The sequence below is a fragment of the Microbacterium sp. CGR1 genome (assembly GCF_051062835.1).
GTDB lineage: Bacteria > Actinomycetota > Actinomycetes > Actinomycetales > Microbacteriaceae > Microbacterium.
In genome coordinates this window covers 2,728,192-2,754,727 of record NZ_JAOTPG010000001.1, presented here as the reverse complement: position 1 = coordinate 2,754,727, position 26,536 = coordinate 2,728,192, and the positions used below count along the sequence as shown (strand labels likewise).

Annotated in this window: 26 protein-coding genes; 13 read left to right on the top strand and 13 right to left on the bottom strand. The window is 68.3% G+C overall.

Translation table 11 applies throughout. From position 1 onward, the window contains the following. Positions 1–570, bottom strand: coding sequence for a TetR/AcrR family transcriptional regulator (locus tag OD997_RS13655; protein ID WP_341956099.1), 570 nt, complete (start codon positions 568–570; stop codon positions 1–3). Between the two features lie 71 nt (positions 571–641). On the opposite strand from OD997_RS13655, the gene OD997_RS13650 reads away from it, so the two are divergent. Together OD997_RS13650 and OD997_RS13645 are read left to right on the top strand one after the other, a co-directional pair. After that, positions 642–3,185, top strand: a complete 2,544-nt coding sequence (locus tag OD997_RS13650) for an MMPL family transporter (RefSeq protein WP_434332053.1) — start codon at positions 642–644, stop codon at positions 3,183–3,185. 123 nt (positions 3,186–3,308) lie between these two features. Continuing rightward, the gene (locus OD997_RS13645) at positions 3,309–3,632 is read left to right on the top strand and encodes a cupin domain-containing protein (RefSeq protein WP_434332052.1); all 324 of its coding nucleotides are present in this window, start codon (positions 3,309–3,311) and stop codon (positions 3,630–3,632) included. 134 nt (positions 3,633–3,766) lie between these two features. Here the strand turns inward: OD997_RS13645 and OD997_RS13640 are convergent, their stop codons facing one another. From OD997_RS13640 to phnD, 5 genes are all read right to left on the bottom strand, one after another. Next, the gene (locus OD997_RS13640; RefSeq protein ID WP_434332051.1) at positions 3,767–4,324 is read right to left on the bottom strand and encodes a TetR/AcrR family transcriptional regulator C-terminal ligand-binding domain-containing protein; all 558 of its coding nucleotides are present in this window, start codon (positions 4,322–4,324) and stop codon (positions 3,767–3,769) included. 65 nt (positions 4,325–4,389) lie between these two features. Next, entirely contained in the window at positions 4,390–5,157 is a 768-nt protein-coding gene (locus tag OD997_RS13635) for a tyrosine-protein phosphatase (protein ID WP_434332050.1), read from the bottom strand. After that, positions 5,154–6,020, bottom strand: a complete 867-nt coding sequence (phnE, locus tag OD997_RS13630; protein WP_434332049.1) for a phosphonate ABC transporter, permease protein PhnE — start codon at positions 6,018–6,020, stop codon at positions 5,154–5,156. The genes OD997_RS13635 and phnE overlap by 4 nt, the downstream gene beginning before the upstream one ends. Next, positions 6,004–6,843, bottom strand: coding sequence for a phosphonate ABC transporter ATP-binding protein (locus OD997_RS13625; RefSeq protein ID WP_434332048.1), 840 nt, complete (start codon positions 6,841–6,843; stop codon positions 6,004–6,006). The genes phnE and OD997_RS13625 overlap by 17 nt, the downstream gene beginning before the upstream one ends. After that, positions 6,840–7,742, bottom strand: a complete 903-nt coding sequence (phnD, locus tag OD997_RS13620) for a phosphate/phosphite/phosphonate ABC transporter substrate-binding protein (protein ID WP_434332047.1) — start codon at positions 7,740–7,742, stop codon at positions 6,840–6,842. Before phnD ends, OD997_RS13625 begins: the two co-directional genes overlap by 4 nt. Before the next feature lie 166 nt (positions 7,743–7,908). Here phnD and OD997_RS13615 point away from each other — a divergent pair, with 166 nt between their 5' ends. Further along, positions 7,909–8,259 (top strand): TraR/DksA family transcriptional regulator, encoded by a 351-nt coding sequence (locus OD997_RS13615; RefSeq protein WP_434332046.1) that lies wholly within the window; start codon positions 7,909–7,911, stop codon positions 8,257–8,259. Between the two features lie 79 nt (positions 8,260–8,338). Here OD997_RS13615 and OD997_RS13610 read toward each other — a convergent pair whose 3' ends face one another. The 4 genes from OD997_RS13610 to OD997_RS13595 all read right to left on the bottom strand — a co-directional run bounded on the left by OD997_RS13610 (position 8,339) and on the right by OD997_RS13595 (position 12,636). Beyond that, positions 8,339–9,880, bottom strand: a complete 1,542-nt coding sequence (locus tag OD997_RS13610) for a serine hydrolase domain-containing protein (protein WP_434332045.1) — start codon at positions 9,878–9,880, stop codon at positions 8,339–8,341. A 10-nt stretch (positions 9,881–9,890) separates the two neighbouring features. Continuing rightward, the gene (locus OD997_RS13605; protein ID WP_434332044.1) at positions 9,891–10,472 is read right to left on the bottom strand and encodes an ArsR/SmtB family transcription factor; all 582 of its coding nucleotides are present in this window, start codon (positions 10,470–10,472) and stop codon (positions 9,891–9,893) included. A 141-nt stretch (positions 10,473–10,613) separates the two neighbouring features. Beyond that, positions 10,614–11,207, bottom strand: a complete 594-nt coding sequence (locus tag OD997_RS13600) for a TetR/AcrR family transcriptional regulator (protein WP_434332043.1) — start codon at positions 11,205–11,207, stop codon at positions 10,614–10,616. A gap of 94 nt (positions 11,208–11,301) precedes the next feature. Beyond that, positions 11,302–12,636, bottom strand: a complete 1,335-nt coding sequence (locus OD997_RS13595) for an MFS transporter (protein ID WP_434332042.1) — start codon at positions 12,634–12,636, stop codon at positions 11,302–11,304. A gap of 232 nt (positions 12,637–12,868) precedes the next feature. On the opposite strand from OD997_RS13595, the gene OD997_RS13590 reads away from it, so the two are divergent. From OD997_RS13590 to OD997_RS13570, 5 genes are all read left to right on the top strand, one after another. Next, positions 12,869–15,091, top strand: a complete 2,223-nt coding sequence (locus OD997_RS13590; RefSeq protein WP_434332041.1) for a glycoside hydrolase family 3 C-terminal domain-containing protein — start codon at positions 12,869–12,871, stop codon at positions 15,089–15,091. A gap of 90 nt (positions 15,092–15,181) precedes the next feature. Next, the gene (locus tag OD997_RS13585; RefSeq protein ID WP_434332382.1) at positions 15,182–16,117 is read left to right on the top strand and encodes a hypothetical protein; all 936 of its coding nucleotides are present in this window, start codon (positions 15,182–15,184) and stop codon (positions 16,115–16,117) included. After that, positions 16,114–16,863: a spermidine synthase gene (locus OD997_RS13580; RefSeq protein ID WP_434332040.1), complete on the top strand. Its 750-nt coding sequence runs from the start codon at positions 16,114–16,116 to the stop codon at positions 16,861–16,863. The genes OD997_RS13585 and OD997_RS13580 overlap by 4 nt, the downstream gene beginning before the upstream one ends. Next, a complete protein-coding gene (locus tag OD997_RS13575) occupies positions 16,860–17,699 on the top strand; it encodes an SDR family NAD(P)-dependent oxidoreductase (RefSeq protein ID WP_434332039.1) in 840 nt (279 codons plus the stop codon). Before OD997_RS13580 ends, OD997_RS13575 begins: the two co-directional genes overlap by 4 nt. 280 nt (positions 17,700–17,979) lie before the next feature. Further along, positions 17,980–18,981: a magnesium and cobalt transport protein CorA gene (locus OD997_RS13570; RefSeq protein ID WP_434332038.1), complete on the top strand. Its 1,002-nt coding sequence runs from the start codon at positions 17,980–17,982 to the stop codon at positions 18,979–18,981. Positions 18,982–18,992: 11 nt separating this feature from the next. Here the strand turns inward: OD997_RS13570 and OD997_RS13565 are convergent, their stop codons facing one another. Beyond that, on the bottom strand, positions 18,993–19,451 hold the full coding sequence (locus OD997_RS13565) for a cytochrome C5 (RefSeq protein ID WP_434332037.1): 459 nt from the start codon (positions 19,449–19,451) through the stop codon (positions 18,993–18,995). Between the two features lie 162 nt (positions 19,452–19,613). On the opposite strand from OD997_RS13565, the gene OD997_RS13560 reads away from it, so the two are divergent. The 5 genes from OD997_RS13560 to OD997_RS13540 all read left to right on the top strand — a co-directional run bounded on the left by OD997_RS13560 (position 19,614) and on the right by OD997_RS13540 (position 22,945). After that, positions 19,614–20,225: an SGNH/GDSL hydrolase family protein gene (locus OD997_RS13560; protein ID WP_434332036.1), complete on the top strand. Its 612-nt coding sequence runs from the start codon at positions 19,614–19,616 to the stop codon at positions 20,223–20,225. 432 nt (positions 20,226–20,657) lie between these two features. Further along, on the top strand, positions 20,658–21,026 hold the full coding sequence (locus OD997_RS13555) for a PadR family transcriptional regulator (protein WP_434332035.1): 369 nt from the start codon (positions 20,658–20,660) through the stop codon (positions 21,024–21,026). A 1-nt stretch (position 21,027) separates the two neighbouring features. Further along, entirely contained in the window at positions 21,028–21,399 is a 372-nt protein-coding gene (locus OD997_RS13550; RefSeq protein WP_167947276.1) for a DUF1048 domain-containing protein, read from the top strand. Further along, positions 21,396–22,181, top strand: coding sequence for an ABC transporter ATP-binding protein (locus tag OD997_RS13545; protein WP_434332034.1), 786 nt, complete (start codon positions 21,396–21,398; stop codon positions 22,179–22,181). Before OD997_RS13550 ends, OD997_RS13545 begins: the two co-directional genes overlap by 4 nt. Continuing rightward, on the top strand, positions 22,178–22,945 hold the full coding sequence (locus OD997_RS13540) for an ABC transporter permease (RefSeq protein WP_056310651.1): 768 nt from the start codon (positions 22,178–22,180) through the stop codon (positions 22,943–22,945). Before OD997_RS13545 ends, OD997_RS13540 begins: the two co-directional genes overlap by 4 nt. Here the strand turns inward: OD997_RS13540 and OD997_RS13535 are convergent. Continuing rightward, the gene (locus tag OD997_RS13535; protein ID WP_434332033.1) at positions 22,938–25,241 is read right to left on the bottom strand and encodes a GEVED domain-containing protein; all 2,304 of its coding nucleotides are present in this window, start codon (positions 25,239–25,241) and stop codon (positions 22,938–22,940) included. The genes OD997_RS13540 and OD997_RS13535 overlap by 8 nt on opposite strands. A gap of 310 nt (positions 25,242–25,551) precedes the next feature. Further along, positions 25,552–26,469 (bottom strand): glycine betaine ABC transporter substrate-binding protein, encoded by a 918-nt coding sequence (locus OD997_RS13530; RefSeq protein WP_434332032.1) that lies wholly within the window; start codon positions 26,467–26,469, stop codon positions 25,552–25,554. Positions 26,470–26,536: the final 67 nt, after the last annotated feature.

Below are 26,536 nucleotides of genomic sequence, written 5' to 3'. Positions count from 1 at the left end.
CTAGCGCGAGAAGAAGAAGCGGGTCAGCTGCACGATCGACTCCGGGTCGTGGTGCTCGCGCCCCAGCGACTCGACGATGATCGCTCCGAGGATGGCCCTCCCGAGCTGCTCGACAGGGGCGTCCTCGGCGAGCTGTCCGTCGCGGATGCCACCGCGGATGCGTTCGGTGAGGTACTTCTCGACGCCGAGGCTGTCTCCGAGGTGAGCGCCGACGCCCGCATCCTCGGTGGCAGCGGCGACCAGTGATCGCAGCAGCGCTCCGCCCTCGGGCGCCTCGAGGATCGAGAGCACACTGCGCAGCCAGGTCTCGACGTCGGCGGCGAGGTCTCCGGTGTCGGGCACGACGAAGTCGACGGGGATGAGGCGACCCTCGGCGAGGCACTCGCCGATCAACGCACCCCGCGACGGCCACCACCGGTAGATGGTCTGCTTGCCGACGCCGGCTTCCTTCGCGATGCCCTCGATCGTGAGGCGGTCGTAGCCCTGGTTATGGAACAGGCGAGAGGTCGCGTCGAGGATCGCTTCACGGGCAGCCGTGCTGCGCACAGGTCCGCTTCGATGCTCGTTCACCACACGTTCAGGATAACCACAGAACACTAGACGAGACGCCCCGTATGATCTATTCGTCTAAGGAGATCGTTTTGGCATCACTGCTCTACCGTCTGGGTTCTCTCGCTGCGCGCAAGGCGTGGACGGTGATCGTCTCGTGGGTCATCATCCTCGGCCTCGGTGTCGGCGCGTTCCTCACGCTCGGCGGCACACTGAGCAACAGCTTCGACATCCCCGGCACCGCCTCGGGTGCGGTGACCGACCAGCTCGCCGAGAAGCTGCCGGACACCGCCGGCGGCACCGGCACGGTGGTCTACCAGACGACCGACGGCTCGGCCTTCACCGAGCAGCAGAAGCAGGAGATCTCCGCACTCGCGAAGAGCGCCGAGGACCTCGACGGTGTCGCATCGGTGGTCGATCCGTTCGACGCCCAGCAGCAGCAGGCCGTGCAGGCGCAGGACCTCGCCGACGGCAAGGACCAGATCGAAGGCGGCCGCGCCCAGCTGGATGCCGGTCAGGCACAGCTCGACGACGGACGCACCCAGCTCGATGCGGGCCTCGAACAGCTCACGACCGCTCGATCGCAGGCTGAGGCTGGCGGTGCTCCTTCCGCGCAGCTCGCCGCTCTCGACGCGCAGATCGCCGCGCTCAACGCCCAGCTCGCCGAACTCGACACCCAGCAGAAGACGATCGACGAGTCGCGCGCCGAACTCGACACCAACGCCGAGAAGGTCGATCTCGGATCCACGCTCCTCGATCTCGCGAACGGCATCGGCGTCGTGTCCGACGACGGCTCGACCGCCATCGTCAACGTCTCGTTCGAAGACCCCCGCCTCGAGCTCTCCGAAGAGGTCAAGGAAGGCACGATCGAGCACTTCGAGTCCTCCCCGATCGACGGCGTCGAGGTCGACTTCGGCACCGACATCGCGCAGGGCGTGCCCGAGATCTTCGGTGTCGGTGAGGCGATCGGCCTCGCATTCGCCGCGATCGTCCTGATCGTCATGCTCGGATCGCTCATCGGCGCCGCGCTGCCGATCGTGACGGCCGTCGTCGGCGTGGGTGTCGGTGTGACCGCATCCCTCGCCTTCTCGGGCGTCGTCGACATGGCATCCGTCACCCCGGTGCTCGGTGTGATGCTCGGCCTCGCCGTCGGCATCGACTACTCCCTCTTCATCGTCAACCGACACCGCAAGCAGCTGCTCAACGGTGTCCCCGTGCGCGAATCGATCGGGCTCGCCACCGGCACCTCGGGCACGGCAGTCGTGTTCGCCGGCACCACCGTGATCGTCGCGCTGCTCGCGCTCAACGTGACAGGCGTGCCGTTCCTCGGGCTCATGGGAACCGTCGGCGCGGTCTGCGTCGCGGTCGCGGTGCTCGTCGCGATCACGCTCGCCCCCGCTATTCTCGGGCTCGTCGGCACCCGCCTGCTCAGCGGCAAGGCCCGCGCCACGATCGGCCAGCCGCACGCCGCAGGCAAGCCCATCAAGCGCATGTCGACGCTGCGCGCGATCGTCACCGTGCTCGTCAGCGTGATCGCCCTGCTGATCGTCGCGATCCCCTCGATGTCGATGCGCCTCGGCCTGCCCGACGGCGCGAGCGAGCCCTCGGACTCGACCAGCTACCGCGCGTTCCACATCGTCGACGAGCAGTTCGGCGAAGGCGCGAACGGGCCGCTGCTGGTCACGGCCACTCTCGACGACGCGGTGAGCGACGACGACCTCCTCGCCACCCAGGTCGAGGTCGCCCAGAAGATCGCCGATCAGGATGACGTCGTCGCTGTCGCCCCGATCGCGACGTCCGACGACAACACGCTGCTCGCGTTCCAGGTGCTGCCGGCCGAAGGCCCGAACAGCGCGTCGACAGAGAAGCTCGTGCAGGACATCCGCGCCCTGCCGCAGCTCGACGGCGGCATCACGCTCGGCGTGGCCGGACAGGCAGCGACCAACATCGACATCTCCGAGGCGCTGGCGGGCGTCCTGCCCCTCTACCTCGTGGTCGTGGTCGGGCTCTCGCTGCTCATCATGATCGTCGTGTTCCGCTCTCTGCTCGTGCCGATCATCGCCACCGGCGGGTTCGTGCTCTCGCTGTTCGCGACCTACGGCCTGATCGTGGCCGTGTTCCAGTGGGGCTGGGGTGCAGATCTCATCGGGTTGGACAGCCCGGGTCCGATCCTGAGCTTCCTGCCGGTGATCCTCGTCGGCATCCTGTTCGGATTGGCCATGGACTACCAGCTCTTCCTCGCCTCGGGAATGCGCGAGGCGTACGTGCACGGAGCATCCGCGCGCGATGCCGTCGCCCAGGGCTTCCGCGCCGGCCGCTCGGTCGTCATCGCCGCAGCCCTCATCATGGTGTCGGTGTTCGGCGGGTTCATCTTCTCGGAGTCGACCATCATCCGCTCGATCGGCTTCGGCCTCGCCTTCGGTGTGCTGCTCGACGCCTTCGTCGTGCGGATGCTGCTCATGCCGGCGCTCATGCACCTGCTCGGCAGGTCGGCCTGGTGGCTGCCGCGGTGGCTCGATCGCATCCTCCCCAACGTCGACATGGAAGGTGCAGCGCTCGAGCGCGACCACCCCGGCGTGCGGACGGACACGGTCCACGTCGTGCCGGCCGCGGAGACCGCACCCGAGCGCCGCTGACGGCCCGGGTCGGCGCGCGCTGCCGGTCAGGCCACGCGCTCTGAAGGAGATCTCCCCCTGCATCGCGGGCACCCCTACCGTGCACGGGCGCGCGTCGGTAGCCTCGGCGAGCAAGGAGGCACCATGACCATCGCACCCATCGACGTCGCCCTCGACGCGAATATCGAGGGCCACCTGATCGGCTCGCCCGTGAGCATCATCCGCGAGTTCACCTCAGCGGTCGGAAGCGGACCGCGGCTGCACCGGCATCCCTATGTCGAGACCTTCGTGATCCACCGAGGCCGCGCACTCTTCACCGTGGGCGACGAGCAGGTCGTCGGCGCCGGAGGTCAGGTACTGGTCGTGCCGGCACTCGTCGACCACCGCTTCGAGGTGCTCGACGGCGGCACCTACGAGGCCACCCACATCCATGCCAGCGACCGGTTCATCACGGAGTGGCTCGAGTAGCCGCTCGCGCCCGCTGACCTTCCGGTTGGCTGGTCGATTCGCTCGCCACCCGGAGATCCACCAGCCGACTGAACCAGCGGGAGTCCGCACGGATGCATGCCCAGATGTGCGGATAACGGACCCCGGGGTGCGGGTCAGGCCACCATTCCGCGCCAGATCACGTCGACCGCGGCGTGCAGCCGCGCGGCCACCGCAGGGTCATCCATCCGGTCACCGCGCACGACGATCTGGTAGTACGCAGTGCCGGCGATCGCGTCGAAGCACGCCTCGACATCGAGATCCGCCCTCAGCTGTCCGCGCGCGACCCCGGCGCGCAGCGCGTTCAACAGCGGCACCCGCCGCCGCGACACATGCGACTGCCAGTACGCCTTCTGCAGGGCGCGGTCCGACATGACGAGACGGATGCGCTGCCGGAATCGCTCCTCCGAATACCCCGACACGGCAAGAGCGACGCCGTTGCCACCGAGTCCGAACCCGTCGACCAACGCCTCGCGCAGATCGACGCCTTCCGCATACTCGGGCGGGATCGTGCGACCCACGTCGAGGGCCGCCGCGATCAGCGTCGTGAGCGACGGCCACCGCCGATACAGCGCAGCGCGGCTCACACCGCTCCGAGCGACGACGCGACTCACGGTCACCTCCTCACCGGCATCGATGATCTCGAGCGTCGCGGCGACGATCTGGCCGTCCATGTCCTCATCACGCGGGCGACCGGGACGGCGGCGAACCGCTGCCCCGGCATCTCGCTCCACAGTCGTCACGCGCCGAGCGCCCGCTCGCGGAGCCGCGCAACGGTCGCGTCCGACAGTCCGGCTGCGCGAAGCGGCGCGAGCGCATCACCGTGCTGCTCGCGGAGCGTGTCGAGCAGCGTGCGCATCGACACCTCCATCGACCCCTCGAGCAGAGACGACGTCGACGCGGCAGCGGAGGCGTCGAATCCGAGCGCCTTCCACATCGCGCCCATCACGGGAGCTGTGCGCTGCATGATCGCGACCATGTTGCCGCCGGTGAGGGCGTAGTCGGCGACGATGTCGTCATCCGCCGCACCGAGTGCGAGCAGCAGCATCGCCGCGACCACACCGGTGCGGTCGCGCCCGGCGGCGCAGTGGAATGCCGCCGTCCCCGGGGTGTGGGCGATCACGTTCAACGCCGTCACGAGCTGGGGCGCAGCCACCTCGACCATGCGCAGGTACATCTGCCCCATCGCATCGTGGCTGAGTTCGGTGGTTCCCTCGCCCATCGAACGCCCGACATCGGCGATCAGCGGGAGGTGGTGGTACGCCACGGGGTAGTCGGCGAGCGGGCCCCGGCCGGTCACCGACACCTCCAGCGGCGAGCGCAGATCGATGATCGCGGTGAGCCCGGCGGCGACGAGCTCGGACGCGATCTCACTCGTGACGTACGCGAGGTCGTCGGTGCGGATCGCGAGGCCCTCGCGCAGCACTCCCCCGTCGATCGGGATTCCGCCGAGGTCGCGCAGGTTGACGGGGGCGCTGAGCACCAGGTCGATGTCGGCGATGGTCATGTGATTCTCCTTCGGATGAGGGCGCTGCCCTGGTCGATCGCCGTGACGAGCACGATGATGCAGATGATGATGGCGCTGAGGTGGCCGTAGTCGTACATCCGCATGGCGGTGGTCAGCTCGAGGCCGATGCCGCCGGCGCCGACGAGGCCGAGGATGGTCGCGCCGCGCACGTTGCCCTCGAACAGCAGCAGTGTGTACGAGGTCAGCAGGGGTGCGGCCTGCGGCAGGATGCCGTACTGGATGACCTGTCTCTTCGACGCGCCGACCGCTTCCATCGCGACGACGGGGCCGCGATCGACCTGCTCCATGGCTTCAGCGAATATCTTGCCGATCGACCCGATGGATCCGAGCGTCATGGCCAGGATGCCGGCGAACGGACCGAGTCCGACGGCCGAGACGAACATGAGCGCGAAGACCAGGTCGGGCACCGAGCGGATGATGTTCATCACCCACCTCGTCGGGTAGTAGACCCACTTCGGCGCGATGTTCGACGAGGCCCCGAAGGCGGCGAGCAGCGACAGCACGGCCCCGAGCACGGTGCCGACGACCGCCATCTGGAATGTCTCGAGCAGGAGCGCGAGGATCGTGCCGATCTTCGAGAAGTCCGGCGGGAACAGGCGCGACAAGAACTCGCCCATGTTGACCGCGCCGTCGCCCAGCTTGATGAAGTTGAACTCGGCGCCGTTGAACGACCAGATGAGCAGCAGGGCGGCGATCGGCAGACCGATCAGGAACCGAGCGCGCGGGATGCGGAAGGCACGCTCGAGGCGAGACCGCTCGGCCGCATCGAGAGCGGGGCGCGTGTGCTGCCGGTCGGTCCTGGTACCCGACCCGGTCGAACGGGGATCAGTGGTGAGCGTCATCGTCGTGCTCCTCGTCGTCGTAGAGCGGCGCGAGGGCCGCGGCATCCAGCTGCGACGTGGCGCCGGCGACCAGCATCCGTCCGTGCCGGAGGCCGATGATGCGGTCGCTGTGCGCGAGCGCCAGCGGCAGAACGTGCAGGCTGACGAGCACGGGGATGCCGTCTTCGGTGGCGATCTCGCGCAGGAGTTCGAGCACCGAGTCCGCGAGCTTCGGGTCGAGCGAGGCGACCGGCTCGTCGGCCAGGATCACCTGCGGCTGCTGCATGAGTGCGCGGGCGATCGCGACGCGCTGCTGCTGACCGCCCGAGAGCGAGCGGGCGGGGACGCCCGCCTTGTGGGCGATTCCCACCCGGTCGAGCAGTTCGAGTGCGCGGCGACGGTGCGCGCTCGAGAAGCCGCCGATCATGTTGATCGGCCCTGCGCCGTGCAGCGCACCCGCGAGCACGTTGGTCAGCACGCTGAGTCGGGGGATCAGGTTGAACTGCTGGAACACCTGCCCGACATCCGACCGCAGCGTGCGCAGCTCGCCGCGAGCGAGGTTGGTGACGTCGTGGCCGGCGACCCGCACCGACCCCGCCGAGATCGGCGCGAAACCGGTGAGGCTGCGCATCAGCGTCGACTTGCCGGAGCCGGAGGCGCCGAGCAGGGCGACCATCTCGCCCGGGAACAGGTCGAGATCGACGCCGTCGAGCACCCTGGTCGTGTCGTACGCGACGCTGAGGTCGCGCACGGTCACGAGCGGGAGGGCCTGACGCAGCTCGGCGGTGGGGGTGCGGGTGGTGGATGCCGCGGCACCCGCTCCCGTCAGCGCAGGACTCGTCACTTGAGGTCCTTGAGCTCGACGCCCGCGACCGCAGCGATCTCGGCGAAGGAGGCAAACGACGATCCGTCGGGGTCGACGGTCTGCTCGGCGGCGGCGAACGCTCCGTAGGCTCCGAGGCGCTCGGCGTTCTCGGGCGAGAAGACCTCGGCGATGCCCTCCTGGATGACCTTGCGGGTGTCGGCGTCGAGCGACTGGCGTCCGAGCACGGCCCCCTGGATGTCCATCGCCGGGCTCTCCCCGACGGCACGCCACTCGCCATCGGCGAACGGGAACATCGGGGCGCCGAGCTCGGTCAGCATGACGGCGGTGCAGGCGGCATCCACCTGTCCCTGCTGGAGCGCGGCGAAGCTGCCCTCGTGTCCGCCGGCGAAGATCGCCTCGTAGTCGGTGCCCTGTTCGAGACCGGCCTCGTGCAGCATGTACACCGGCATGAAGTAGCCGGAGCTCGAGGCCTGGTCGGCGAACGCGACGGTCTTGCCCTCGAGGTCCTCGACGGTCTCGATCGGCGAGTCGTTCAGGACGACGCAGGTCGAGACGGGCTTGCCGTCGCCCTGGAACGCGACCAACGCGTCGACCTCGCCCGTGTTGACGGCGAGGGCCGACGGGAAGCCGCTCATGATGCCGATGTCGACGTGGTCGGCGCGGATCGCCTCGACGACGCTCAGATAGTCGGGCACATCGGTGATCTCGACGTCGCGGCCGGTGGCCGCCTCGAGGAGTTCGGCGAAGACCTCGATCGGGTTCTCGGCGGTGGGATCCTCGCCGACCGGGATCGTCGCGATCGTGATCGGAGCACTCGGGTCGGCGGGTGCCGCTTCGGCGGACGGGCTCTGGCAGCCGGTCAGGGCGAGGGCGGCGACGCCGAGGAGGCCGACGGCGGGCAGGGTGAGGCGGCGCATGATGACCTTTCGGGAGGAGACGTTCCCGAATTCCGAGAACATGGGTATTCCAACTCGCGAAGGTGACAGGCAATTACGAGACCGCCGTACTCGAAACCGAACGCTGGATGAACGGCTGGTGACGGCGGGCGGGGCGGATGTCCGACCTGCGGCCTAGAGTGTGCGGATGACGACGGATGCGCGCTCTCGCCTCGCGCTGCTGCGCGCCGAAGCGGCGGCCCGGGTCGCATCGACGGCGGCGACCCTCCTCGAGCTGACGCACGACCGCGAGGGATCGAACGACGACGACGAGCACGATCCCGAGGGCGTCACACTCTCATCGGAGTGGTCGCGGTTGACGGGGCTCGCCGAAGCGGCGGCATCCGAGCTTCAGCAGGTCGACGACGCGATCACACGCCTGGATGCCGGCACCTACGGCATCTGCGCGAACTGCGGTCGACCGATTCCCGAGGCGCGCCTCGAAGTGCGCCCGTTCGCCACGCACTGCGTCGCCTGTGCCGAGAAGCTCGGCCGCTGATCGGGAGCGCTCGGACACCGGGCGAGCAGGCGGGCGCCGACCCGAAGGGTCGGCCGCGCCCATCCGCTCGCCCCTCGCGTCACCAGAGGAAGGTGACCCCGACCGCCAGCACGGCGCCGATCACGGCGACCGGCCACCAGAGCCAGGCACGACGGCGCGGCAGGAACGGGAGAGGCGAACGCCAGGCACGGAGCACGAGCACTCCGATCGCGGCGATCACCGGGGCGAGAGCGATGCCCCACAGCCACCCGCCGACCGCGAACCAGGGCCCGCTGTGCCAGAGCAGCAGCAGTCCGAACGTCGCCCAGATCAGGTCGCTGACCGACGGCAGCAACGCCCGCACCCGGAACGAGCGGATCAGCGCGATCAGGCCGAGAAGCAACGCGAGTCCGAAGACTCCCCACGCGACCGCCGCGGTCGTGGCGTCGACCGCGGGGATCGGAACACCGGATGCGTACGACATCGCGATGTAGTCCGCGGGGGCGATCGTATTCGACAGAGCGATGAAGGCCGTGCCTGCATCCCGGTCGAGCGTGAGCATGGTGCGGAAGCCCGCGGTGCCGCCGTTGTGCCACGTCTGCAGGCCTTCACCCGAGAAGGATGCCGAGGTGATCCATCCCCAGCCGATCTCGGCGCCTTCGCCCATCGGCGCGGTGGGGTCGAGCGCCGCGGCTCCGGGCGCCGTGCCGTCGAGGTTCGCCTGTGCCCAGAGCGCGAGGTCTGCCGCCGTTGTGAAGGTCGACGACCCCGCCGGCAGGTATCCCTCTCCCCACCACCGCGGCGCCGGAACGCCGTTGATCAGGAAGCCGGGCACGGCATCGGCCGGAACCTCGTCGGCGGATGCCGCGACGACCGTGTCGTCCATGCCGAGCGGACCCGTGATGCGCTCCTCGAGCAGGGTCGCGTAGTCACCGGCATCCGCCGCCTCGACGAGCGCGGTGCCCAGCAGCGAGACGGCGAAGTTCGAGTAGAGCGAGCCCTGGTCGGGGTCGACCGGCGCCACCGCGGCGTCGGCGATCAGCTGCTCGGTCGTGGTGGTCGCGTAGGCGTTCTCATTGAGCAGCACGCCGCCGACCGCGGCCTCGGCGGCCGTGGCTCCGAGACCGGGCAGACCCGACGAGTGCTGCGACAGCGATGCGAGTGTCACGTCGCCGGCTGCGGTGCCCTCGAGTTCGGGCAGGTGCTGGGCGAGAGTGTCGTCCGCGGCGACCTCACCGCGGTCGATCGCCTCAGCGAACAGCGCTCCGGTGAAGGTCTTCGTGATGGATCCGAGTTCGAACACCGTGCCGGAGGTCGGCGCTCCCGGGTTGCCGGGATCGGCATCGCCGAGACCGGCGAAGACCGCGCCGTCCGGACCGATCTCGGCGACCGAGAGAGAGCGGAAGCTGTCGAGACTGCCGGGGAGAGAGCGGATGCGGTCAGCGAGGCCCGGATCCCCCGCCGTCGAGGCGCTCACGGTCTGGTGCTGCGGGCCGATCGCGGCACCCACGGCGACGCCCACGACGGCTGCGGCGCCGATCACGGCGAGGATCGCACGGGTGGGGCGGCGGCCCGGTGTCTCCGGTCCGCTCGCGCGGACCTCGGGGTCGATCGATGTCGGGGACGTCGAGGGGGTTGTCACGGTGGGCTCCTCAGCTCGAAGCGATCATGGTCAGGACGAGAAGGGGCACGACGCGCGCCGCGGGCACCTCGTAGTATCCGCGGCGGGGCGAGACGAGCCAGCCCGCGGCGACGAGCTGACGCAGGTGGTGGTACAGCTGGCCGGACGATGCGAGATGCTCGAGCTGCAGCAGCTCGGCCGTGGTGTGCGCACCGCGCATGACCTGACGGACGAGCTCGATTCGGGCGGGGTGACCGAGCGCCTCGAGGGGGCGCGCGAGATCACTCCAGTCCTCCGACAGCAGGCCGTCGGCCATGAGGCCGTACTGCCAGCGGATGGGGCCTGCGGCCGTGTCGACCGCACCCGCCATCATCACCGCGCCCGGCGCGCGACGGCCGAGCTCGTTCACGAACCAGAGCGGGTCGTCGGAGCCGGCCGTCGCGGCTTCCGGAGCATCTGCGGTCGCCGTCTCGACGACGGATCCTGCCGCTCCCCCATCAGCCGTGTCCGCGGCGAGCTCAGCAGCCGGTTCGGCCAGAGCGGAGAGCCGCGCCACCTCCTGCTCGAGATCGGCCAATCGGCGCTCGATCGCACTCGCAGTATCCCGTTCCATGACTCGAACCTATCAAAAGTTCGTAATTACGGAAAAGCAGCTCTACAAGATCTTGGAGCACGCAGAACACCACGGTCTCCGGAAGCGACCTCTCGCCCGGCCGTCGACAGGGCGCGCGCAGGCGCACCAGACGAAGGCCGGTCAGGCGAGGACGGTCGGCCAGGAGGCCGCGCGGATGCCGTGCCAGAGCCGAGACAGCCGGGCCGCCATGTCGATCGAGGGGTCGAGCAGCCACTGCACCTGCAGCCCGTCCGCCGCGGCGATGACCAGATCGGCGACGTACGCGACATCGACATCCGGCCCCATCAGCTCGGCCGCCTGCTCCTGCTCGACGGCCTCGACCATGAGGGTGCGCACCCAGGCGAAGCGCTGCTCGAAGAACGCTCGCGCGGGGTGCCCCTCGAGGGTCGCCTCAGCCGAGTACTCGACGTACAGACGGACGAGTCCGGGCACGCTGGCGTTGTGCGCGATGACATCCAGGAAGCCCTGGAACCCGTGCTGGGGCGAGTAGAACCGCTCGTGGTCGCGCTCGTCGCGCGCCCGGAGGACTTCGAGGAAGAGCTCTTCGCGGGTGCTGAAGTAGTGCATCAGCCCCGGCTGAGTGAGTCCGACACGTGCGGCGATCTCACGGTTCGATGCCTTGCGGGTTCCCAGTTCGGCGACGACATCGAGCGCGACGGCGAGGATCTCGGCACGCTTCGCCGCGCCCTTCGCGTACTGCCCCCGTCGTGTCATCACGTCATTCTAAGAGAGTCCGATGAAGGGCCGAACAGGACAGTGGAGATCGGATGCGCCCCCCGAGGCGACCGATCTCCACTCCCCTCCCCCGCTACTTCACGCTCTTGATCGGGAAGATCACCGCGGCGCCTATCAGGGCCGCGACCGCGCAGACCGTGAACCAGACCGTGTAGTCGGCACCGCTGGCGCCGCCGGTCGCCGCCAGGACGAACCCGCCGATCAGGGGAGCGACCGTCTGCGGCAGTGCGTTTGCGATGTTGAAGACGCCCAGGTCCTTGCCCGAATCATCCGGGTTCGGCAGCACGTCGACGACCAGGGCGAGGTCCACCCCGACATAGATGCCGTACGCCGCGCCGAGCAGCAGTTCGAGGATGTAGTACGACGGGACGTCCTGGATGAAGATCAGCGCGAACGTGCCGGCGGCGAAGAGCGCAGTCGACGTCCACACGAAGATCTTGCGCCTGCCGATCCTGTCCGAGATCTTGCCCGCGATCCACGCCGTGACCACGAGGGCTGCGGTGTACACGAGTGTCGTGTTCGCGATCAGGAGGCCGATCTCCTCTTCAGGAACACCGAGATGGAAGCCCATGTAGGCGAAGCGGAAGGTGGTGAACCCGAAGCTCGCGAACGTGATGAGGAACCGCGACCACCACGCGAGTGCGAAGTCCGGGTGTGCGACCGGGCTGACCCAGATCGTCTGGATGATCTCGCGGAAGCTGATCCGCGGCGGCTTGACGGGGAGCACCCTGTCGGGCAGCACGATCGCGAAGACGACCATGGCGATGATCGCCAGGATCGCGGGGATCACGAACACGATGAAGAGGCTGAACGAGAACCAGCCCGCGACGTAGACACCGCCGACGATGCCGAGGTTCTGTGCGATGCCGAGGCCCGCAGTGATCGATCCGCGTTGGAACTTGGGCACCTGGTCGGCGATCGTCGCGACGAACGGCGCGAGCGTCATGTTCGCACCCAGCTGCGCGATCGCCCAGCCGATCGTGGCGACGAGCAGGCTCGGACCGGTCGCCATGAAGACGAAGCCGATCGTCATGATGACGGTGCCGAGGACGATCCAGATCCGGCGTCGCCCCCATCGACTCGTCGTGCGGTCGGAGACCCGGCCGAACACCACGTTCGCGACGGTGGCGAAGAAAGCGCCCACTCCGCCGAGGATCGCGGATGCGGTGTTGAAGCCTGCGGCACCGTCAGCGATCGCCCCCGCGTTCTGCAGGTCTGTGATCTTCAGACCGATGCCGACGACTGCCGGCCCGAGCAGAGCGACGAAGAAGATGAACTGGGCGATGATCAGCCAGGCGACATAGCCCTTCTTCGCCGGCTCCGTCGGCTCCGTGAACCAGTGATGTTCGCGGGCGACTGCCGTCGCCGTCGTCATTCCCGACGGCGTACCCGCTGCGGAACCGCTCATGCCTGCCTCCTTCGGCCGGTGGGAGTCGGAAGGCATCGCCACACTGCGAAATGCCGGAGTTTCGCTCCCGTGGCTGAAAACCTAGACCGTTCAGGTTTTCAGTGCAAGAGGTTTCTTCGCAGATGCCGACGGCGCCTTGTGGAACAAAACCTTAGCGATTAAAGTTTTGAGATCGAGCGGATGCCGCACACCCGATGCGGTCCGATCCGGCTCAACGGCGAGAGGGAATCCCATGACCGAGCCCACCGGCGCACGCGCCCACGACCTCACCCTCGAAGAGAAGGCGGCTCTCACCAGCGGCGCCGACTTCTGGACGACCAAGAGCAACGACCGTGTCGGCATCCCCTCTCTCATGCTCACCGACGGACCCCATGGCCTGCGCAAGCAGGGCGGCGACACCGACCACCTGGGCCTCGCCGGCAGCATCCCGGCGACCTGCTTCCCGCCCGCGGTCGGGCTCTCCGCCAGCTTCGATCCCGAACTCGCCGAACGCGTCGGCGTGGCGCTCGGCGTCGAATCGGCGATCGAGGACGTCGCGGTGATCCTCGGCCCCGGCATCAACATCAAGCGCTCGCCCCTCTGCGGCCGCAACTTCGAGTACATGTCGGAAGACCCGATCGTCTCGGGCGCGATGGGAGCCGGGCTCGTGCGCGGCATCCAGTCGAAGGGCGTCGGCTCGTCGCTCAAGCACTTCGCCGCCAACAACCAGGAGACCGATCGACTGCGGGTCTCGAGCGACGTCGACCCGCGCACGCTGCGCGAGATCTACCTGCGCGGATTCCAGCGGGTCGTCGAAGACGCCCAGCCCTGGACGATCATGTGCTCGTACAACCGGATCAACGGCGTCTACGCGTCTGAGGACCCGTGGCTGCTCTCGACCGTCCTCCGTGACGAGTGGGGCTTCGAGGGCATAGTCGTCTCGGACTGGGGCGCGGTCAACAGCCGCGTCGCCGGCGTGATCGCGGGCATGGACCTCGAGATGCCGGGCAGCAGCGGACGGACGGATGCCGAGATCGTCGCCGCCGTGCAGGACGGCAGCCTCGACGAGGCAGCCCTCGACACCGTCGTCGACCGCCTCATCGACCTGGCGCGCAAGGCGCAGTCACGGCCTGCGGCATCCGGCCCGCTCGACGTCGACGCCCACCACGCGCTGGCTCGCGAAGTCGCCGGACGCTCGATCGTCCTGCTGCGCAACGAAGGCGGCATCCTGCCCCTGCAGTCGTCGGCGAACCTCGCCGTGATCGGCGAGTTCGCGCGCACGCCTCGGTTCCAGGGCGCCGGCTCGTCGCAGATCAACCCGACCCGCGTCGACACCGCTCTCGACGAGATCCGCACACTCAGCGACGGAGAGGTCGCCTTCGCCGCCGGCTACACGATCGGCGCCGACGCGGATGCCGACGCGGCGGCCCTCCGCGATGAGGCCATCGCCGCCGCATCCGCCGCCGATGTGGCTGTCGTGTTCCTGGGCGTTCCTGCCCATGAGGAGTCCGAGGGCTTCGACCGCGAGCACATCGACCTGCCGGCCACGCAGCTCGAACTCCTGGATGCGGTGCTGACCGCCAACCCGAACGTCGTCGTCGTGCTCTCGAACGGCGGGGTCGTGGCCCTGCCGTTCGCCGACCGGGTGCCGGCGATCGTCGAGGCGTGGCTGCTCGGCCAGGCAGGAGGTGGCGGAACCGCAGACGTGCTGTTCGGCGTCGTGAACCCCTCGGGCCGGCTCGCCGAGACCATCCCGCTGCGCATCGAGGACACCCCCGCCTTCGGCAGCTTCCCGGGGGAGCACGGCCACTCGATCTACGGCGAAGGCCTGCTGGTCGGATACCGCTGGTACGACGCACGGCACCTGCCCGTCGCGTTCCCGTTCGGTCACGGCCTCTCGTACACGACTTTCTCGTACGGCGAGGCGACGGCATCCGTCATCGACTCGGGCGACGTCGTCGTCACCGTGCCGGTCACGAACACCGGAGCCGTCGCTGGCCGCGAGGTCGTGCAGGCGTACACGAGCCTTGCCGGATCGTCGGTGCAGCGCGCGCCGCGCGAGCTCAAGGCCTTCGCGTCGGTGCTGATCGAGCCCGGTGAGACCGTCCAGGTCGAGCTGCGTCTTCGCCGTTCGGAACTGGCGTACTGGGACACCCGCGTCGACCGCTGGATCGTCGAGAGCGGCGAGTACGTCATCGATCTCGGGTCGTCGAGCCGTGATCTGCACACGCGCACGACCGTGGAGGTCAGCGGCGACGAGGTCGTCCTACCGGTCAGTCTCGGCTCCTCCTTCGACGAGCTGCTCGTCGACCCGGTGGTCGGTGCGGAGTTCGCGGCGGTCATCGACGAGAAGTTCGGCGCGGAGGGCGGCGAGATGCTCAAGATGCTCGGCAACTTCCCGGTCGGCCGTCTCGACGGATTCCCGCTGCCGCGCGCCGAGCTCGTCGCCCTCGTGGAGCGCGCGCAGCGCGGCTGAGGCGGATCGGGCGCAGCCCCGGCATCCGAAGCTGTGCCCCGGCCGGGAACCCGCGACGGCGTCGAGCCCGAGAAGTAGGCTGTGAGCATCATGGAACCCTTCTGGAGCTGGCTCGGCACTGTGCCCTGGTGGATCATCTTCCCCATCATGGGCGTCGCCGGCGGCGCGGCGAAGGCGTGGGAGCGCAATGCGAAGCGCCGCCATGAGCGGCGCCTCGAGACACTGCGACTCAAGGCCGAGATCAAGACCGCTCAGCTCGAAGCCCGCGGAGGCCACGCGCGGCGGATCGGCCCGGCGGTCGTCGACACCCGAGCATCCGTCGCCCCGAACGCCCTGCTCGAGCGCCTGTTCGCCGAGCACGACGAGATCACAGCGCGGTGGCTCGACTACGAGCTCGATGTCGCGAAGCTCATCGCCTTCCCCGCCATGAGCGACGGACGCCAGCCTCTGGTCGCCGCGTTCCTGCGGGCGAAGAAGACGGCGGATGCTCTGCGGCCGGTGTCGGCTGAGGCGACCGTGACCGAGCAGCAGGTCTCGGAGTACCTCGACGCGGTGGGCGCGTATGCCGTCGCGTTCGAGATCGCCGAGAAGGATGCCCGGCGCCTGCGCGACTCGACCTTCACCGAACCCGAGCGCAAGCGCCTCGACCGCGCGCAGCAGCTGCTCAAGGTCGCCGTCGACGAATCGGCCACGCAGGCCGAGCGCAACATCGCGTACAAGCGTGTGCGCGACGAGCTCGAGGGACTCATCCTGCTGAGCGATGAGGCCGTGCAGGTGCTCGAGAAGCAGGTCGCGCGCGAGCTCCCCGCACATCCGTCGGCCGCGCAGGCCACACCTTCCGCGGCCCCTTCGACGATCCCTGCGACGGCACCTGCAACGGAGCCGGCACCGGAGCCCGCGGCTGCGCCGGAGCCCGAGAGGATCTCCCTGCCCACCTCGATGAACGCCCCCGCCCCCGCGACCGGAACAGGGGCGCCCGCACCCCTGCGCACGAGCACCGAGGACGACGGGAAGAACCCGCGATGATCACGAGATTCGAAGAGCTCGACTGGCAGGAGACTCCGATCGGCGAGCTGATGCTGCGCCGACGCACCGAGCCCGCGGTCGGCCAGGAGATCTATGAGGTCAAGCTCGGCGACGAGTACCTGATGTCGAGCCTGTTCACGGTGGCGGAGGAAGAGCTCTCGAATCTCGGCCTCGCCGCTGTCGACGGCGACGATCTCTCGGTCCTGGTCGGGGGTCTCGGCCTCGGATACACGGCGGTCGCCGCGCTGCGCGACGACCGCGTGGCGTCTCTCACCGTGGTCGATCGACTCGGCGCTGTGATCGGCTGGCACCGACGGCTTCTGCTGCCGGTGTCGGCTGAGCTCGTCGACGACCCCCGCACGACCCTGGTCGAAGACGACTTCTTCGCCCTGGTGCGGGCAGCGCCCCCTGAAGACCACAGCGGATACTCGGCGATCCTGCTCGATGTCGACCACTCGCCGCGTCACCAGCTCGACCCGACTCACGCCGATCTGTACACCGCGGCAGGCCTGCGCTCACTCGACCGGCACCTCGCCGCCGGCGGTGTCTTCGCACTGTGGTCGGATGATCCGCCCGATGACGACTTCATGGGCGTGATGCACGCCGTGTTCGACGATGCCGTCGCCCACGTCGTCGACTTCGAGAACGCGGTCACCGGTGGGACGTCGTCGAACACCGTGTACGTCGCCCGCAGCCGCAGGGCGGCCGAACCGACTGCCGGCCACCCGCCGGAGTCCGCATCGTGACGCCGAAGACGGTCGTCCTCACCGGAGCATCCGACGGCATCGGCGCGGCATCCGCTCGCCAGCTCGCGGCATCCGGGCATCGTCTGATCCTGGTCGGACGCTCGGTCGAGAAGACGCGCGCCGTCGCCGCAGACACCGGTGCCGAATGGTTCACGGCCGACTTCGCCCGACTCGATGACGTGCGTGAGCTCGCGACGAAGATCGCGGGCGCCGTGGGCGACGGCGGCATCGACGTGCTCGCGAACAACGCGGGTGGCATCTTCGGCGACCGGACGCCGACGGTCGACGGCTTCGAGAAGACGCTGCAGGTCAACCACCTGGCGCCGTTCCTGCTGACGAACCTGCTTCTGTCGCAGCTGCGCACCGGCCACGCGGCGATCGTCAACACGTCGAGCGTCGCTCACCGCCTGTTCGGGCGCATCGACATCGACGACCTCGACAACAGCAAGGACTTCAGCGCCAACCGGGCCTACGGCGATGCGAAGCTCGCGAACGTGCTGTTCACGAAGAGCCTGCATGCGAAGTTCCATGACGAAGGTCTGACCTCGGTCGCGTTCCACCCCGGCACGGTGCAGACGAACTTCGCCTCGGATTCGAGCACCGTCATGCGGTTCGTCTATCGCACCCCGCTCAAGCACCTGCTGCTCATCAGCAGCGAGAAGGGCGGCAGCACCCTGAGCTGGTTCATCGAGGGAACGCCGGATGAGACCTGGATCTCGGGCGAGTACTACGACGAACGGGTGCTGACCCGACGGGTCAACCCGAGGATCGAGGATGCCGCACTGGCCGAGGCGCTGTGGCAGAAGAGCGCCGCGCTCGTCGGCATCGACGCCTGACCGCATTCGAACCGCATGGATCTCACGTCCAGCATGCAGGGGTATGCTGGCACATCGGGTCACGTGACCCTTTCAGAGCGCGAGAGGCGGTGATGGCGATGTCCGGTGATAGTTGCGACGCCGCCTTCGTTGCGTCGCGTCTGACTGCATCCGTGCGTTGAGCTTCGGCTCCGTACCTGCACGTCCTGCTCCGCAGCCGTCGGTGGCGTCTTCCGCCCCCTGATGAATTCTGCGCACGCCCTCTCTGATCCGGCGTGCGCCTGCGAGAACGGAGCCCACCATGGCCCTCATCGACAACGGCGTGTACGTCCACGGACGTCGCGTGGAGACCCCGAAGAACCTGGACGAGACCTTCCGGTCGCTCGACGCCCACGGCGGCATCGCGTGGATCGGCCTCTACCGGCCGAGCCCGCAGGAGGTCACCTCGGTCGCGCGCGAGTTCGACCTGCATCCGCTCGCGGTCGAAGACGCGCTCTCGGGGCACCAGCGCTCGAAGGTCGAGCGCTATGGCGACACGCTCTTCGCCGTGCTGCGCCCCGCCCGTTACCGCGACGAGCAGGAGTCGATCGAGTTCGGCGAGCTGCACCTGTTCGTCGGACCCGACTTCGTCGTCACGATCCGGCACGCCGAGTCGCCCGACCTCGCAGGCGTGCGCCGCCGCATGGAGGCGCACCCCGAGCTGCTCGCGATGGGCCCGGAGGCGGTCTTCTACGCGATCCTCGATGAGGTCGTCGACGGCTACGAGCCGATCGTCACCGGTCTGCTCAACGACATCGACGAGATCGAGGACCAGCTCTTCGGCGACAGCGACGACGACGCCCTCTCGCGGCGCATCTACGAGCTCTCGCGCGAGGTCATCAACTTCCAGCGGGCGGTGCACCCGCTCGCCGGGATGCTGGAATGGCTGCGCCGCGGATCGGAGAAGTACCGGATCGACGAGGAGCTGCAGCGGTCGCTCCGCGATGTGCTCGACCACGTCATCCGCGTGAACGAGCGGGTCGACTCGTTCCGCGCGATCCTCGAGAACGCCCTCACTGTGCACTCCGCCCTCGTCGCACGGCGGCAGACCGAGGCGGGGCTCGCTCAGAACGACGAGATCAAGCGGATCTCGTCGTGGGCGGCGATCATCTTCGCCCCGACGCTCGTCGGCACCGTCTACGGCATGAACTTCGACGTCATGCCCGAGCTGCACTGGGTGCACGGGTACCCGATGGCGATCGGCGCGATGGCCGCGTTCGCGGCCGCCCTCTACGGGGTGTTCAAGTACAAGAAGTGGCTGTAGGCCGGGCAGGCTCAGCGATCGCGCACCTCGACGCTGGCGACCTCGAGGTCGTCGTCGAGCTGCACGAGGATCCGGGAGTCCGGGAACTGCTTCGGCGCGTCGAAGGCGATCAGCACGGCGTCGGCGAACACCACGGCGGAGGTGGCCTCGAGGTCGTCGCGCAGGTCGGTCTGCTCGATCACCGGCTCGTCGTCGACCGCTTCGTCGATGTCGTCGGCGACCTCGTCGATCACCGCACGCCATCGCGTCTCCGTCACCGACAGGATGCGGGTGATCGCCGCGAGCAGCGCGTCGACGTCGAGGGTCTCCTCGTCGTCCTCGAGCTCGGGGTCGACGTTGACGGTGACGACCGCGCCGGCGGCGTCGATGGTCGCCCGGCCGTAGACGAGGCCGTTCTCGGCGACCGGATCATCGAGCAGGCCGCTGTCGACGATGCGGGCGAGGAGGTCATCGAGCAGAGGGGAAGCCATGAGACCAGTCTTCCACTGACGCCGCCGCTAGTCTTTAGGGCGTGCCGAATGCCGAATCCCCCGCCTCCGCCGCATCCGATCTCCGCCGTCTCGCCGATCTGCTCGCAGGCGCAGAACCGCTGAACTGGGTCATCACCGGCGGACTCGATCACCCACGGGCTCGTGCACACGCAGGGAGGCCGGAGCTACGCCGAGCACCTGCACGAGCTGATCCGCGGCGAGCTGGGACGCACCCGCGATGCCGTCATCAACACGGCGATCAGCGGCCACCGCATCACCGACATCCTGGATGACTGGGACCGACGGGTCGCGACGTGGACCCCCGATGTGCTCACGCTGATGATCGGCACCAACGACATGGCGACGGGGCCGGGGCAGGTCACCGTCGAGGCTGCGGAGTTCGGCGCATCGCTGCGCGAATTCGTCACTCGCGCACGCGCGGCGGGCGCGATCGTCGTGCTGCAGACACCGCCGTCGATCGACATCCCCAATGCGCCGGGCCGCGAGCGGATCGTCGCCTTCGCGGATGCCGTGCGCGACGTCGCCGCATCGGACGACGTGATCCTCGTCGACCAGCACGCGCGCTTCAGCGACCTCGGCAACGGCGGAGTGCCGTGGGGGATGATGAACGATCCGTTCCACCCGAACGCCGCAGGTCACGCCGCGCTCGCCCTCGAACTCGCGAACGCCCTCGACCTCTGCCCCCAGCCCGACCGCGACCGCACGCTGCCGCTGCTCGAGGCGCGGGTGATGGCGGCGCGCCTGAACGGCTAGTCGCCGCATCCTTCGCCCGGGCCCGTCCCGCAGCGAGGTTTCGGATGCAGAAGCGACCCCGCACCGAGGGGCCAGCCGCACTACGCTGCCGCACCACGCACCCGTGCCCCTGCGACGCGCGCATCGACTCACTCGCCCTGACCGGGTGATGCCGGCGCGCAAAGACCCCCCGCACGTCAGTACGGCGAGCCGTCGCGCCACCGCCCCGCTCCGGTCGCAGTTCGTGCCCTCGAACGCGGCCCCACACGGCACAAAGTGGAACGGAACGGGGTGCGACAACAGCGATGCGGTAGGAAGTGCGACCGGGAACGCCGCCACCGGAAGCCATCCGAGAAAGTTCAGTATTCGGTGTTGCTAAGTACCGGTACTCAGTGTTACTTTGTACCAGTACCCAGCAACACTGAGTACCGAACCAACCGGAAGAAGGTCCCGATGGGCAAACAGATGACCGAGATGCTCAAGGGCACTCTGGAGGGCATCGTCCTGGCCCTCCTCGCCGAGCAGCCGGCCTACGGCTACGAGATCACGACCCGCATGCGCGACCACGGATTCACCGACATCGCCGAGGGCACGATTTACGCGCTCCTCGTGCGCGTCGAGCAGAAGAAGCTCGTCGACGTCGAGAAGGTCCCGAGCGAGAAGGGACCGCCCCGCAAGGTGTACTCCCTCAACCCGGCGGGCACGCAGGAGCTCGAGGAGTTCTGGAAGACCTGGAGCTTCCTCGCGCAGCGCATCGAACGACTCAACACGAACACCACCGAGACGAACACCACCACCGACACGAACACCAAGGAGAACTGACATGGCCGCCAAGTGGATCGAAGCGCTCACCGGATCGCTCGAGCAGAAGAAGCAGTACCGCGATGCGAAGAAGCGCATCGACGCCCTCCCCGAGCCGTACCGCACGGTCGCGAACGCCCAGCACCGCTACACGATGTACTACGGGGGCATCACCGACGGCGACATCCTCGTGCAGATCTTCCTCGACCTCGCCGACCTGTGGGAGCGCGCCGCCATCGACGGCACCCCGATCGACGACATCGTCGGAGACGACGCGGTCTCGTTCGCCGAGACCTATGCCGAGGCCTACGGCGGAACCCACTGGATCGACAAGGAACGCGCCCGCCTGAACGCGGCGGTCGACGACGCGAAGAAGAAGGAGTCCCGATCATGAACGCACCCGCCATCGCCGTCCGCGGCATCGAGAAGTCCTACAAGGACCTCCACGTGCTGCGGGGCGTCGATTTCGAGGTCGAGAAGGGGTCGATCTTCGCCCTGCTCGGCTCGAACGGCGCCGGCAAGACCACGATCGTCCGCATCCTCTCCACGCTGCTGACCTCGGATGCCGGCACCGCCGCCGTGCAGGGAATCGACGTCGCCGCCGACCCGGTCGCCGTGCGGCAGCGCATCAGCCTCACCGGTCAGTTCGCCGCGGTCGACGAGATCCTCACCGGTCGTGAGAACCTCGTGCTGGTCGCGAAACTGCGGCATCTGCCGGAGCCGGGCATCATCGCCGACGACCTGCTCACCCGCTTCCGGCTGACGGATGCCGGCGGCCGCAAGGTCGGCACGTACTCGGGAGGCATGCGCCGCCGACTCGACATCGCCATGAGCCTCGTCGGACACCCCGAGGTCATCTACCTCGACGAGCCGACCACGGGCCTCGACCCCGAAGCCCGCATCGAGGTGTGGAACGTGGTCAAGGAACTCGCGAACACCGGCACGACCGTGCTGCTCACCACGCAGTACCTCGACGAGGCCGAGCAACTGGCCGACCGCATCGCGATCCTCCACGAGGGTCGGATCATCGCCAACGGCACGCTCGCAGAACTCAAGCGCCTGCTGCCGGCCGCCAAAGTCGAGTACGTCGAGAAGCAGCCCACCCTCGAAGAGATCTTCCTCACCCTCGTCGGCACCACGTCGACCGCAGAATCCGGAAAGGACGACGCAGCATGAGCACGCACATCGTCGCCGACACGGCGACACTCACCGGCCGCTCGATGCGGCACATCTTTCGCAGCACCGACACCATCATCACCACGGCGGTCACCCCGATCGCACTGATGCTGCTGTTCGTGTTCGTCTTCGGAGGGGCGCTCAAGCAGAGCATCGGCTCCGAGAACTACGTCAACTACCTGCTCCCCGGCATCCTGCTGATCGCGGTGGCGTCCGGCATCGCCTACACGGCGTACCGCCTGTTCAACGATCTGCAGAGCGGCATCTTCGAGCGTTTCCACTCCATGCCGATCGCCCGATCGAGCGTGCTGTGGGCGCACGTGCTCACCTCGCTCGTCGCGAACGGCATCACCCTGGCGATCATCTTCGCCGTCGGATTCCTGCTGGGGTTCCGCACCGGAGCAGGGCCCCTCGCCTGGCTCGCCGTCATCGGCATCCTGCTGCTGTTCACCCTGGCCCTCACCTGGCTGGCGATCATCGCGGGCCTGAGCGCCAAGACGATCGACGGGGCGACCGCGTTCTCGTATCCGCTGATCTTCCTGCCGTTCATCAGTTCGGCCTTCGTGCCGACCGACACGATGCCGGGTCCGGTGCAGTGGTTCGCCGAGAACCAGCCGGTCACGTCGATCGTGAACACCATCCAGGCGCTGTTCGCCGAGAAGCCCGTCGGCACCGACATCTGGGTCGCTCTCGCCTGGTGCGTCGGCATCCTGATCGTCGGCTACGTCTTCGCGATCATCGCCTACCGCAAGAAGGTCAGTTGAACGTCTGCAGTGAGACGGAACGCTCCGTCCGGGCTCCGCGCCCGGCCGGGGCGTTTCGCCGCGCTCGGCGGACCTCGAGCAGGACTGCACCCGCGATGGCGAGGCCGATCAGCAGGCTTCCGGCGAGGGTGAAGCCGTGCGAGCCGGTTCCTCCCGCGGCCGGCAGCACGAAGGCTGGCACGTCGCGCACCGAGATCGTGTTCGCCGCCACCGTGACCTGCGGACTCGACTGCCCCGCCGCGATCGACAGCACGCCGGTCGCCGACACCACGACCTTGACGGGCTCGGCGAGCAGCGCGAACCCCTCCGGCGCCTTCGTCTCTTCGAGCCAGTAGGTGCCAGGGCGCACGCCGGCCGCGGTGAAGGTGCCGGTCTCAGCCCCCGCGACCATCCCCGGCACGACCGCGACCCCCGGAGCCCCCGCGACATCGGTCAGTAGCCGGAACCCCGATCCGTCCATGCGCACCCAATCGCCGTTCGAGTCCTCTCCTATCTTCTCGATCAGGATCGAGACCAGGATCTCGCGGGTGGTCGCGTTCGCCGGGTCGGTGTCGGTGATCCGGCCTCCTCCAGATGCCGGCTGCCCGGATGCGGTCGCGGTGTTCGTGTGCAGGGTGCTGCCCGTCGTCGGCGCGGCGCGGGTTGCGGTGAAGACCGCCACCTCTCCCGGATCGAGTGTGCCGTCCCAGACCCCGACCGGGACGATTCCTGCCGCGGCGATGACGTTGTCGGTGAGCTGCACCGCGGTCAGCGGCACGTTGCCGGTGTTCTTCACCCGGAACTCGAACGTCAGCGTCGACCCCGCGTCGACGAGCACGCCGGGAGCGATGTTCGCGTCATCTCCGTTCACGAGCTTGACGACCTCGATCCCCGGCGTCGCCGCGGCGACGGTCAGGATGTAGTCCTCGACCTCTCCGGACTGCGCGATCCCGCGAGGGTCCACCACTTCGGATGCCGTGAACGCCGTCCGCAGTCGCAGGTACGTGTCACCGACCACCGCCGCCCCCGGCACCGTCCAGGTCAAAGTCACCGAGGTCGCACCCGCGATGAACACCGCCTGCACCCGCTCGGTGGCGTCGAAGACGCCGTTCCTGTTGACGTCGATCCACCCGGCGACCGTCCCGGGAAGCGTCGTGCCCGTCAGCGGAATCGTGAGCGAGTACGGCATCCCTCTGATCGCGCTCGGGGCGCGCACGCCGTCGCCGATCGCGTCATCCGTGTCGAGGGACGCGGTGACGCTGGACTTCGGTGACAGTGTCGGCTTCGCGGTGGCGTCGGCATCCGATGTGATGCCCGCTCCGAGATGCAGCGGACCCTGCACGTGAACTGCGGCCTGAGCCGCGTCGTAGCTGCTGGGTGCATCTCCCATGTCCTCGTGGAGGCGGATGGACAGGCGGAAGAGGTCGGCGAGACGCGTGCCGAGGTCGGCGGTGTTGTATCCGCTCGCCCAGCCGTCGGCGACCGGGGCCCGTTGGATGTGCGTGCCGATGCTGAACGTCACCGTCTGGAAGGTGCCCTTCAGCGCCACGGATCCGCACCCTGCGAGCGAGGTGCTCGTCATGGTGCGTCCGCCGAGCTCGGCAGCATCCGGCAGGATCGTGTCGCACCGGGAGCTGCTCGACTTCACCGCGGTGGTGAGGCTGGTGCCCGTCATGCTGAAGTTCTGGGCGCCGGAGATCGGCGAGAAGGTCACGCCGGGGGTTGTGATGTCGAGCTGGATGTCGATCCACCCGGCGGCCGTCTTGTCACCCTCCGCGTTCGTACCGACGGTGAGGCCGTTGCCGCTGATGATGTTGCAGTAGGTCTCCGACGTGTTGCGCACCTCCGCACACTGCGCATAGCCGCCGAGCCCCGAGATGTCGAGGATGGGGTCGGTGACCGCGCGGTTGAAGGTGACGGTGAGAGTCCCGTTGCCGGGGCAGTACCCCGTGAAGTTCAGGTTTCCGCACATGCCCGCGTATGCCTCGAGCCCCACCGTCGGGGTCGTTGCGGGGTCGAGTCCCGGCGCGAACATGGCAGAGGTCGCGCCGTATGCCGAGTGCGGAGTGGTCGCGAGGAACTGCACACCGGCTGACCCGTACTGCGTGGTCGCCTGAGTGAGCGACAGCGTCGCCGTGACCCCACCCCGGTAGTTCATGGTCGACGTCGTCGCGGTGCGGGTGACGCTCACCGCATCCTCGACCGCCTCAGCCGGCTCCTGCGTGGTCGGCAGGCCGCCGGCGAGGAGGATCACGCCGATCAGCGCCACCCCGACAAGAGTTCGGATGCGACGTCGCCGCGGTGCTGCTGCTGTCATCAGGTCCTCAATCGACGAGACGCATTCGCGGGGAGATCCACGATCCGATGTCGGATCTGGGAAAGGTCATTCGACCCCGGCGACGCATGTGGGATGGGCGGGCGAAGATTCGGCCCACACACAGGACAAGGAGGCTGGTCGTTCGTGATGCGTCGTCGAGGTGCTGTTTCGGTACATCAATACATCAGCGAGCGGATGCCGCACCCGCACTGCAGACGCCGCGGACACAGCGATGGGCGGAGGATCCGCATCGGATCCTCCGCCCATCGGAGGGTAGTGCGCCCCGCATCACGGGGCGAGCAGAGTCAGGTCAGCTGACGACCCAGTCGAACTCGTCGCCGTGCTCCTCGAGCCATGCGTCGATGGCATCCGCTTCCTTGCCCTCGCCGTACTCGTTCACGACCAGGTCCTCGAGCGAGCCGTACTGCTCGTCGTCGAGCTTGATCTTCTCGATCAGCTCCGCGGCCTCGGGGAACTCCTCGGCGAAGCCCTTGGTGCCCAGGAAGTGCAGAGCCTCGGACTCGCCCATGGCGCCCTTGGGGTCTTCGAGGTCCTTCAGCGGGAAGGCGTCGTTGGCCCAGAACGGACGCCACAGCGTGACGACGATGTCCTCCTGCTTGTCGGTCGCGGACTTCAGCTCGGTGAGCATCGCCGCGGTCGACGAGGTGACGAGCTCGTACTCGCTGTCGAGGCCGTACTCGGGCATCATCTTCTGGGTCTGCGCGGTGAGACCGGCGCCCGGCTCGATGCCGAAGATCTTGCCGTCGAACTCGGAGCCCTTGCCCGCGAGGTCCTCGATCGAGTTCAACTCGGAGTACTCCGGAACCGCGATGGTCAGCTTCGCGTTGTCGTAGTACGCACCGAGGTCTTCGATGTCGTCGCCGTAGGTGTTCATGTACTCGGCGTGAGTCAGCTCGGGCCAGGCCGACGGGTAGATGTCGACGTCACCCTGGGCGAGGCCGGTGTACAGCGGGCCCGCCTCGGTCAGCGTCTTCATCTCGACGGTGTAGCCGATCTTCTCGAGCTGGTCCTGCAGCAGGTACGCCGTGCTGAGTCCGTCGGTCCACGAGGGCAGGAAGCCCAGCGTGATCGTGCCCTTGTCGCCCGATCCGGTGTCTCCACCGCCGGTGCCACCGCCGGTGCCGCCCATGCCGTCGCCGCTGCATCCGGCGAGGGTCAGAGTCGCTGCGGCTCCGATGGCCGCGATCGTCAGGAACTTCTTCTTCATGTGTGTGTCTCTCTCGTTCCGTATATATGGGTGCTGTGTTGCTGTGATGCGTTGTACTGCTGTGTTG

What these genes read in the sequence shown, in the direction of transcription:
- OD997_RS13545 (WP_434332034.1), top strand. Translation starts at nt 21,396, where the DNA reads ATGAACGCACCCGCCATCGCCGTCCGCGGCATCGAGAAGTCCTACAAG.
- OD997_RS13640 (WP_434332051.1), bottom strand. Translation starts at nt 4,324, where the DNA reads ATGGACGGCCAGATCGTCGCCGCGACGCTCGAGATCATCGATGCCGGT.
- OD997_RS13550 (WP_167947276.1), top strand. Translation starts at nt 21,028, where the DNA reads ATGGCCGCCAAGTGGATCGAAGCGCTCACCGGATCGCTCGAGCAGAAG.
- phnD (WP_434332047.1), bottom strand. Translation starts at nt 7,742, where the DNA reads ATGCGCCGCCTCACCCTGCCCGCCGTCGGCCTCCTCGGCGTCGCCGCC.
- OD997_RS13590 (WP_434332041.1), top strand. Translation starts at nt 12,869, where the DNA reads ATGACCGAGCCCACCGGCGCACGCGCCCACGACCTCACCCTCGAAGAG.
- OD997_RS13600 (WP_434332043.1), bottom strand. Translation starts at nt 11,207, where the DNA reads ATGACACGACGGGGGCAGTACGCGAAGGGCGCGGCGAAGCGTGCCGAG.
- OD997_RS13530 (WP_434332032.1), bottom strand. Translation starts at nt 26,469, where the DNA reads ATGAAGAAGAAGTTCCTGACGATCGCGGCCATCGGAGCCGCAGCGACT.
- OD997_RS13580 (WP_434332040.1), top strand. Translation starts at nt 16,114, where the DNA reads ATGATCACGAGATTCGAAGAGCTCGACTGGCAGGAGACTCCGATCGGC.
- OD997_RS13540 (WP_056310651.1), top strand. Translation starts at nt 22,178, where the DNA reads ATGAGCACGCACATCGTCGCCGACACGGCGACACTCACCGGCCGCTCG.
- OD997_RS13605 (WP_434332044.1), bottom strand. Translation starts at nt 10,472, where the DNA reads ATGGAACGGGATACTGCGAGTGCGATCGAGCGCCGATTGGCCGATCTC.
- OD997_RS13555 (WP_434332035.1), top strand. Translation starts at nt 20,658, where the DNA reads ATGGGCAAACAGATGACCGAGATGCTCAAGGGCACTCTGGAGGGCATC.
- OD997_RS13645 (WP_434332052.1), top strand. Translation starts at nt 3,309, where the DNA reads ATGACCATCGCACCCATCGACGTCGCCCTCGACGCGAATATCGAGGGC.
- phnE (WP_434332049.1), bottom strand. Translation starts at nt 6,020, where the DNA reads ATGACGCTCACCACTGATCCCCGTTCGACCGGGTCGGGTACCAGGACC.
- OD997_RS13585 (WP_434332382.1), top strand. Translation starts at nt 15,182, where the DNA reads ATGGAACCCTTCTGGAGCTGGCTCGGCACTGTGCCCTGGTGGATCATC.
- OD997_RS13570 (WP_434332038.1), top strand. Translation starts at nt 17,980, where the DNA reads ATGGCCCTCATCGACAACGGCGTGTACGTCCACGGACGTCGCGTGGAG.
- OD997_RS13535 (WP_434332033.1), bottom strand. Translation starts at nt 25,241, where the DNA reads ATGACAGCAGCAGCACCGCGGCGACGTCGCATCCGAACTCTTGTCGGG.
- OD997_RS13635 (WP_434332050.1), bottom strand. Translation starts at nt 5,157, where the DNA reads ATGACCATCGCCGACATCGACCTGGTGCTCAGCGCCCCCGTCAACCTG.
- OD997_RS13615 (WP_434332046.1), top strand. Translation starts at nt 7,909, where the DNA reads ATGACGACGGATGCGCGCTCTCGCCTCGCGCTGCTGCGCGCCGAAGCG.
- OD997_RS13595 (WP_434332042.1), bottom strand. Translation starts at nt 12,636, where the DNA reads ATGAGCGGTTCCGCAGCGGGTACGCCGTCGGGAATGACGACGGCGACG.
- OD997_RS13565 (WP_434332037.1), bottom strand. Translation starts at nt 19,451, where the DNA reads ATGGCTTCCCCTCTGCTCGATGACCTCCTCGCCCGCATCGTCGACAGC.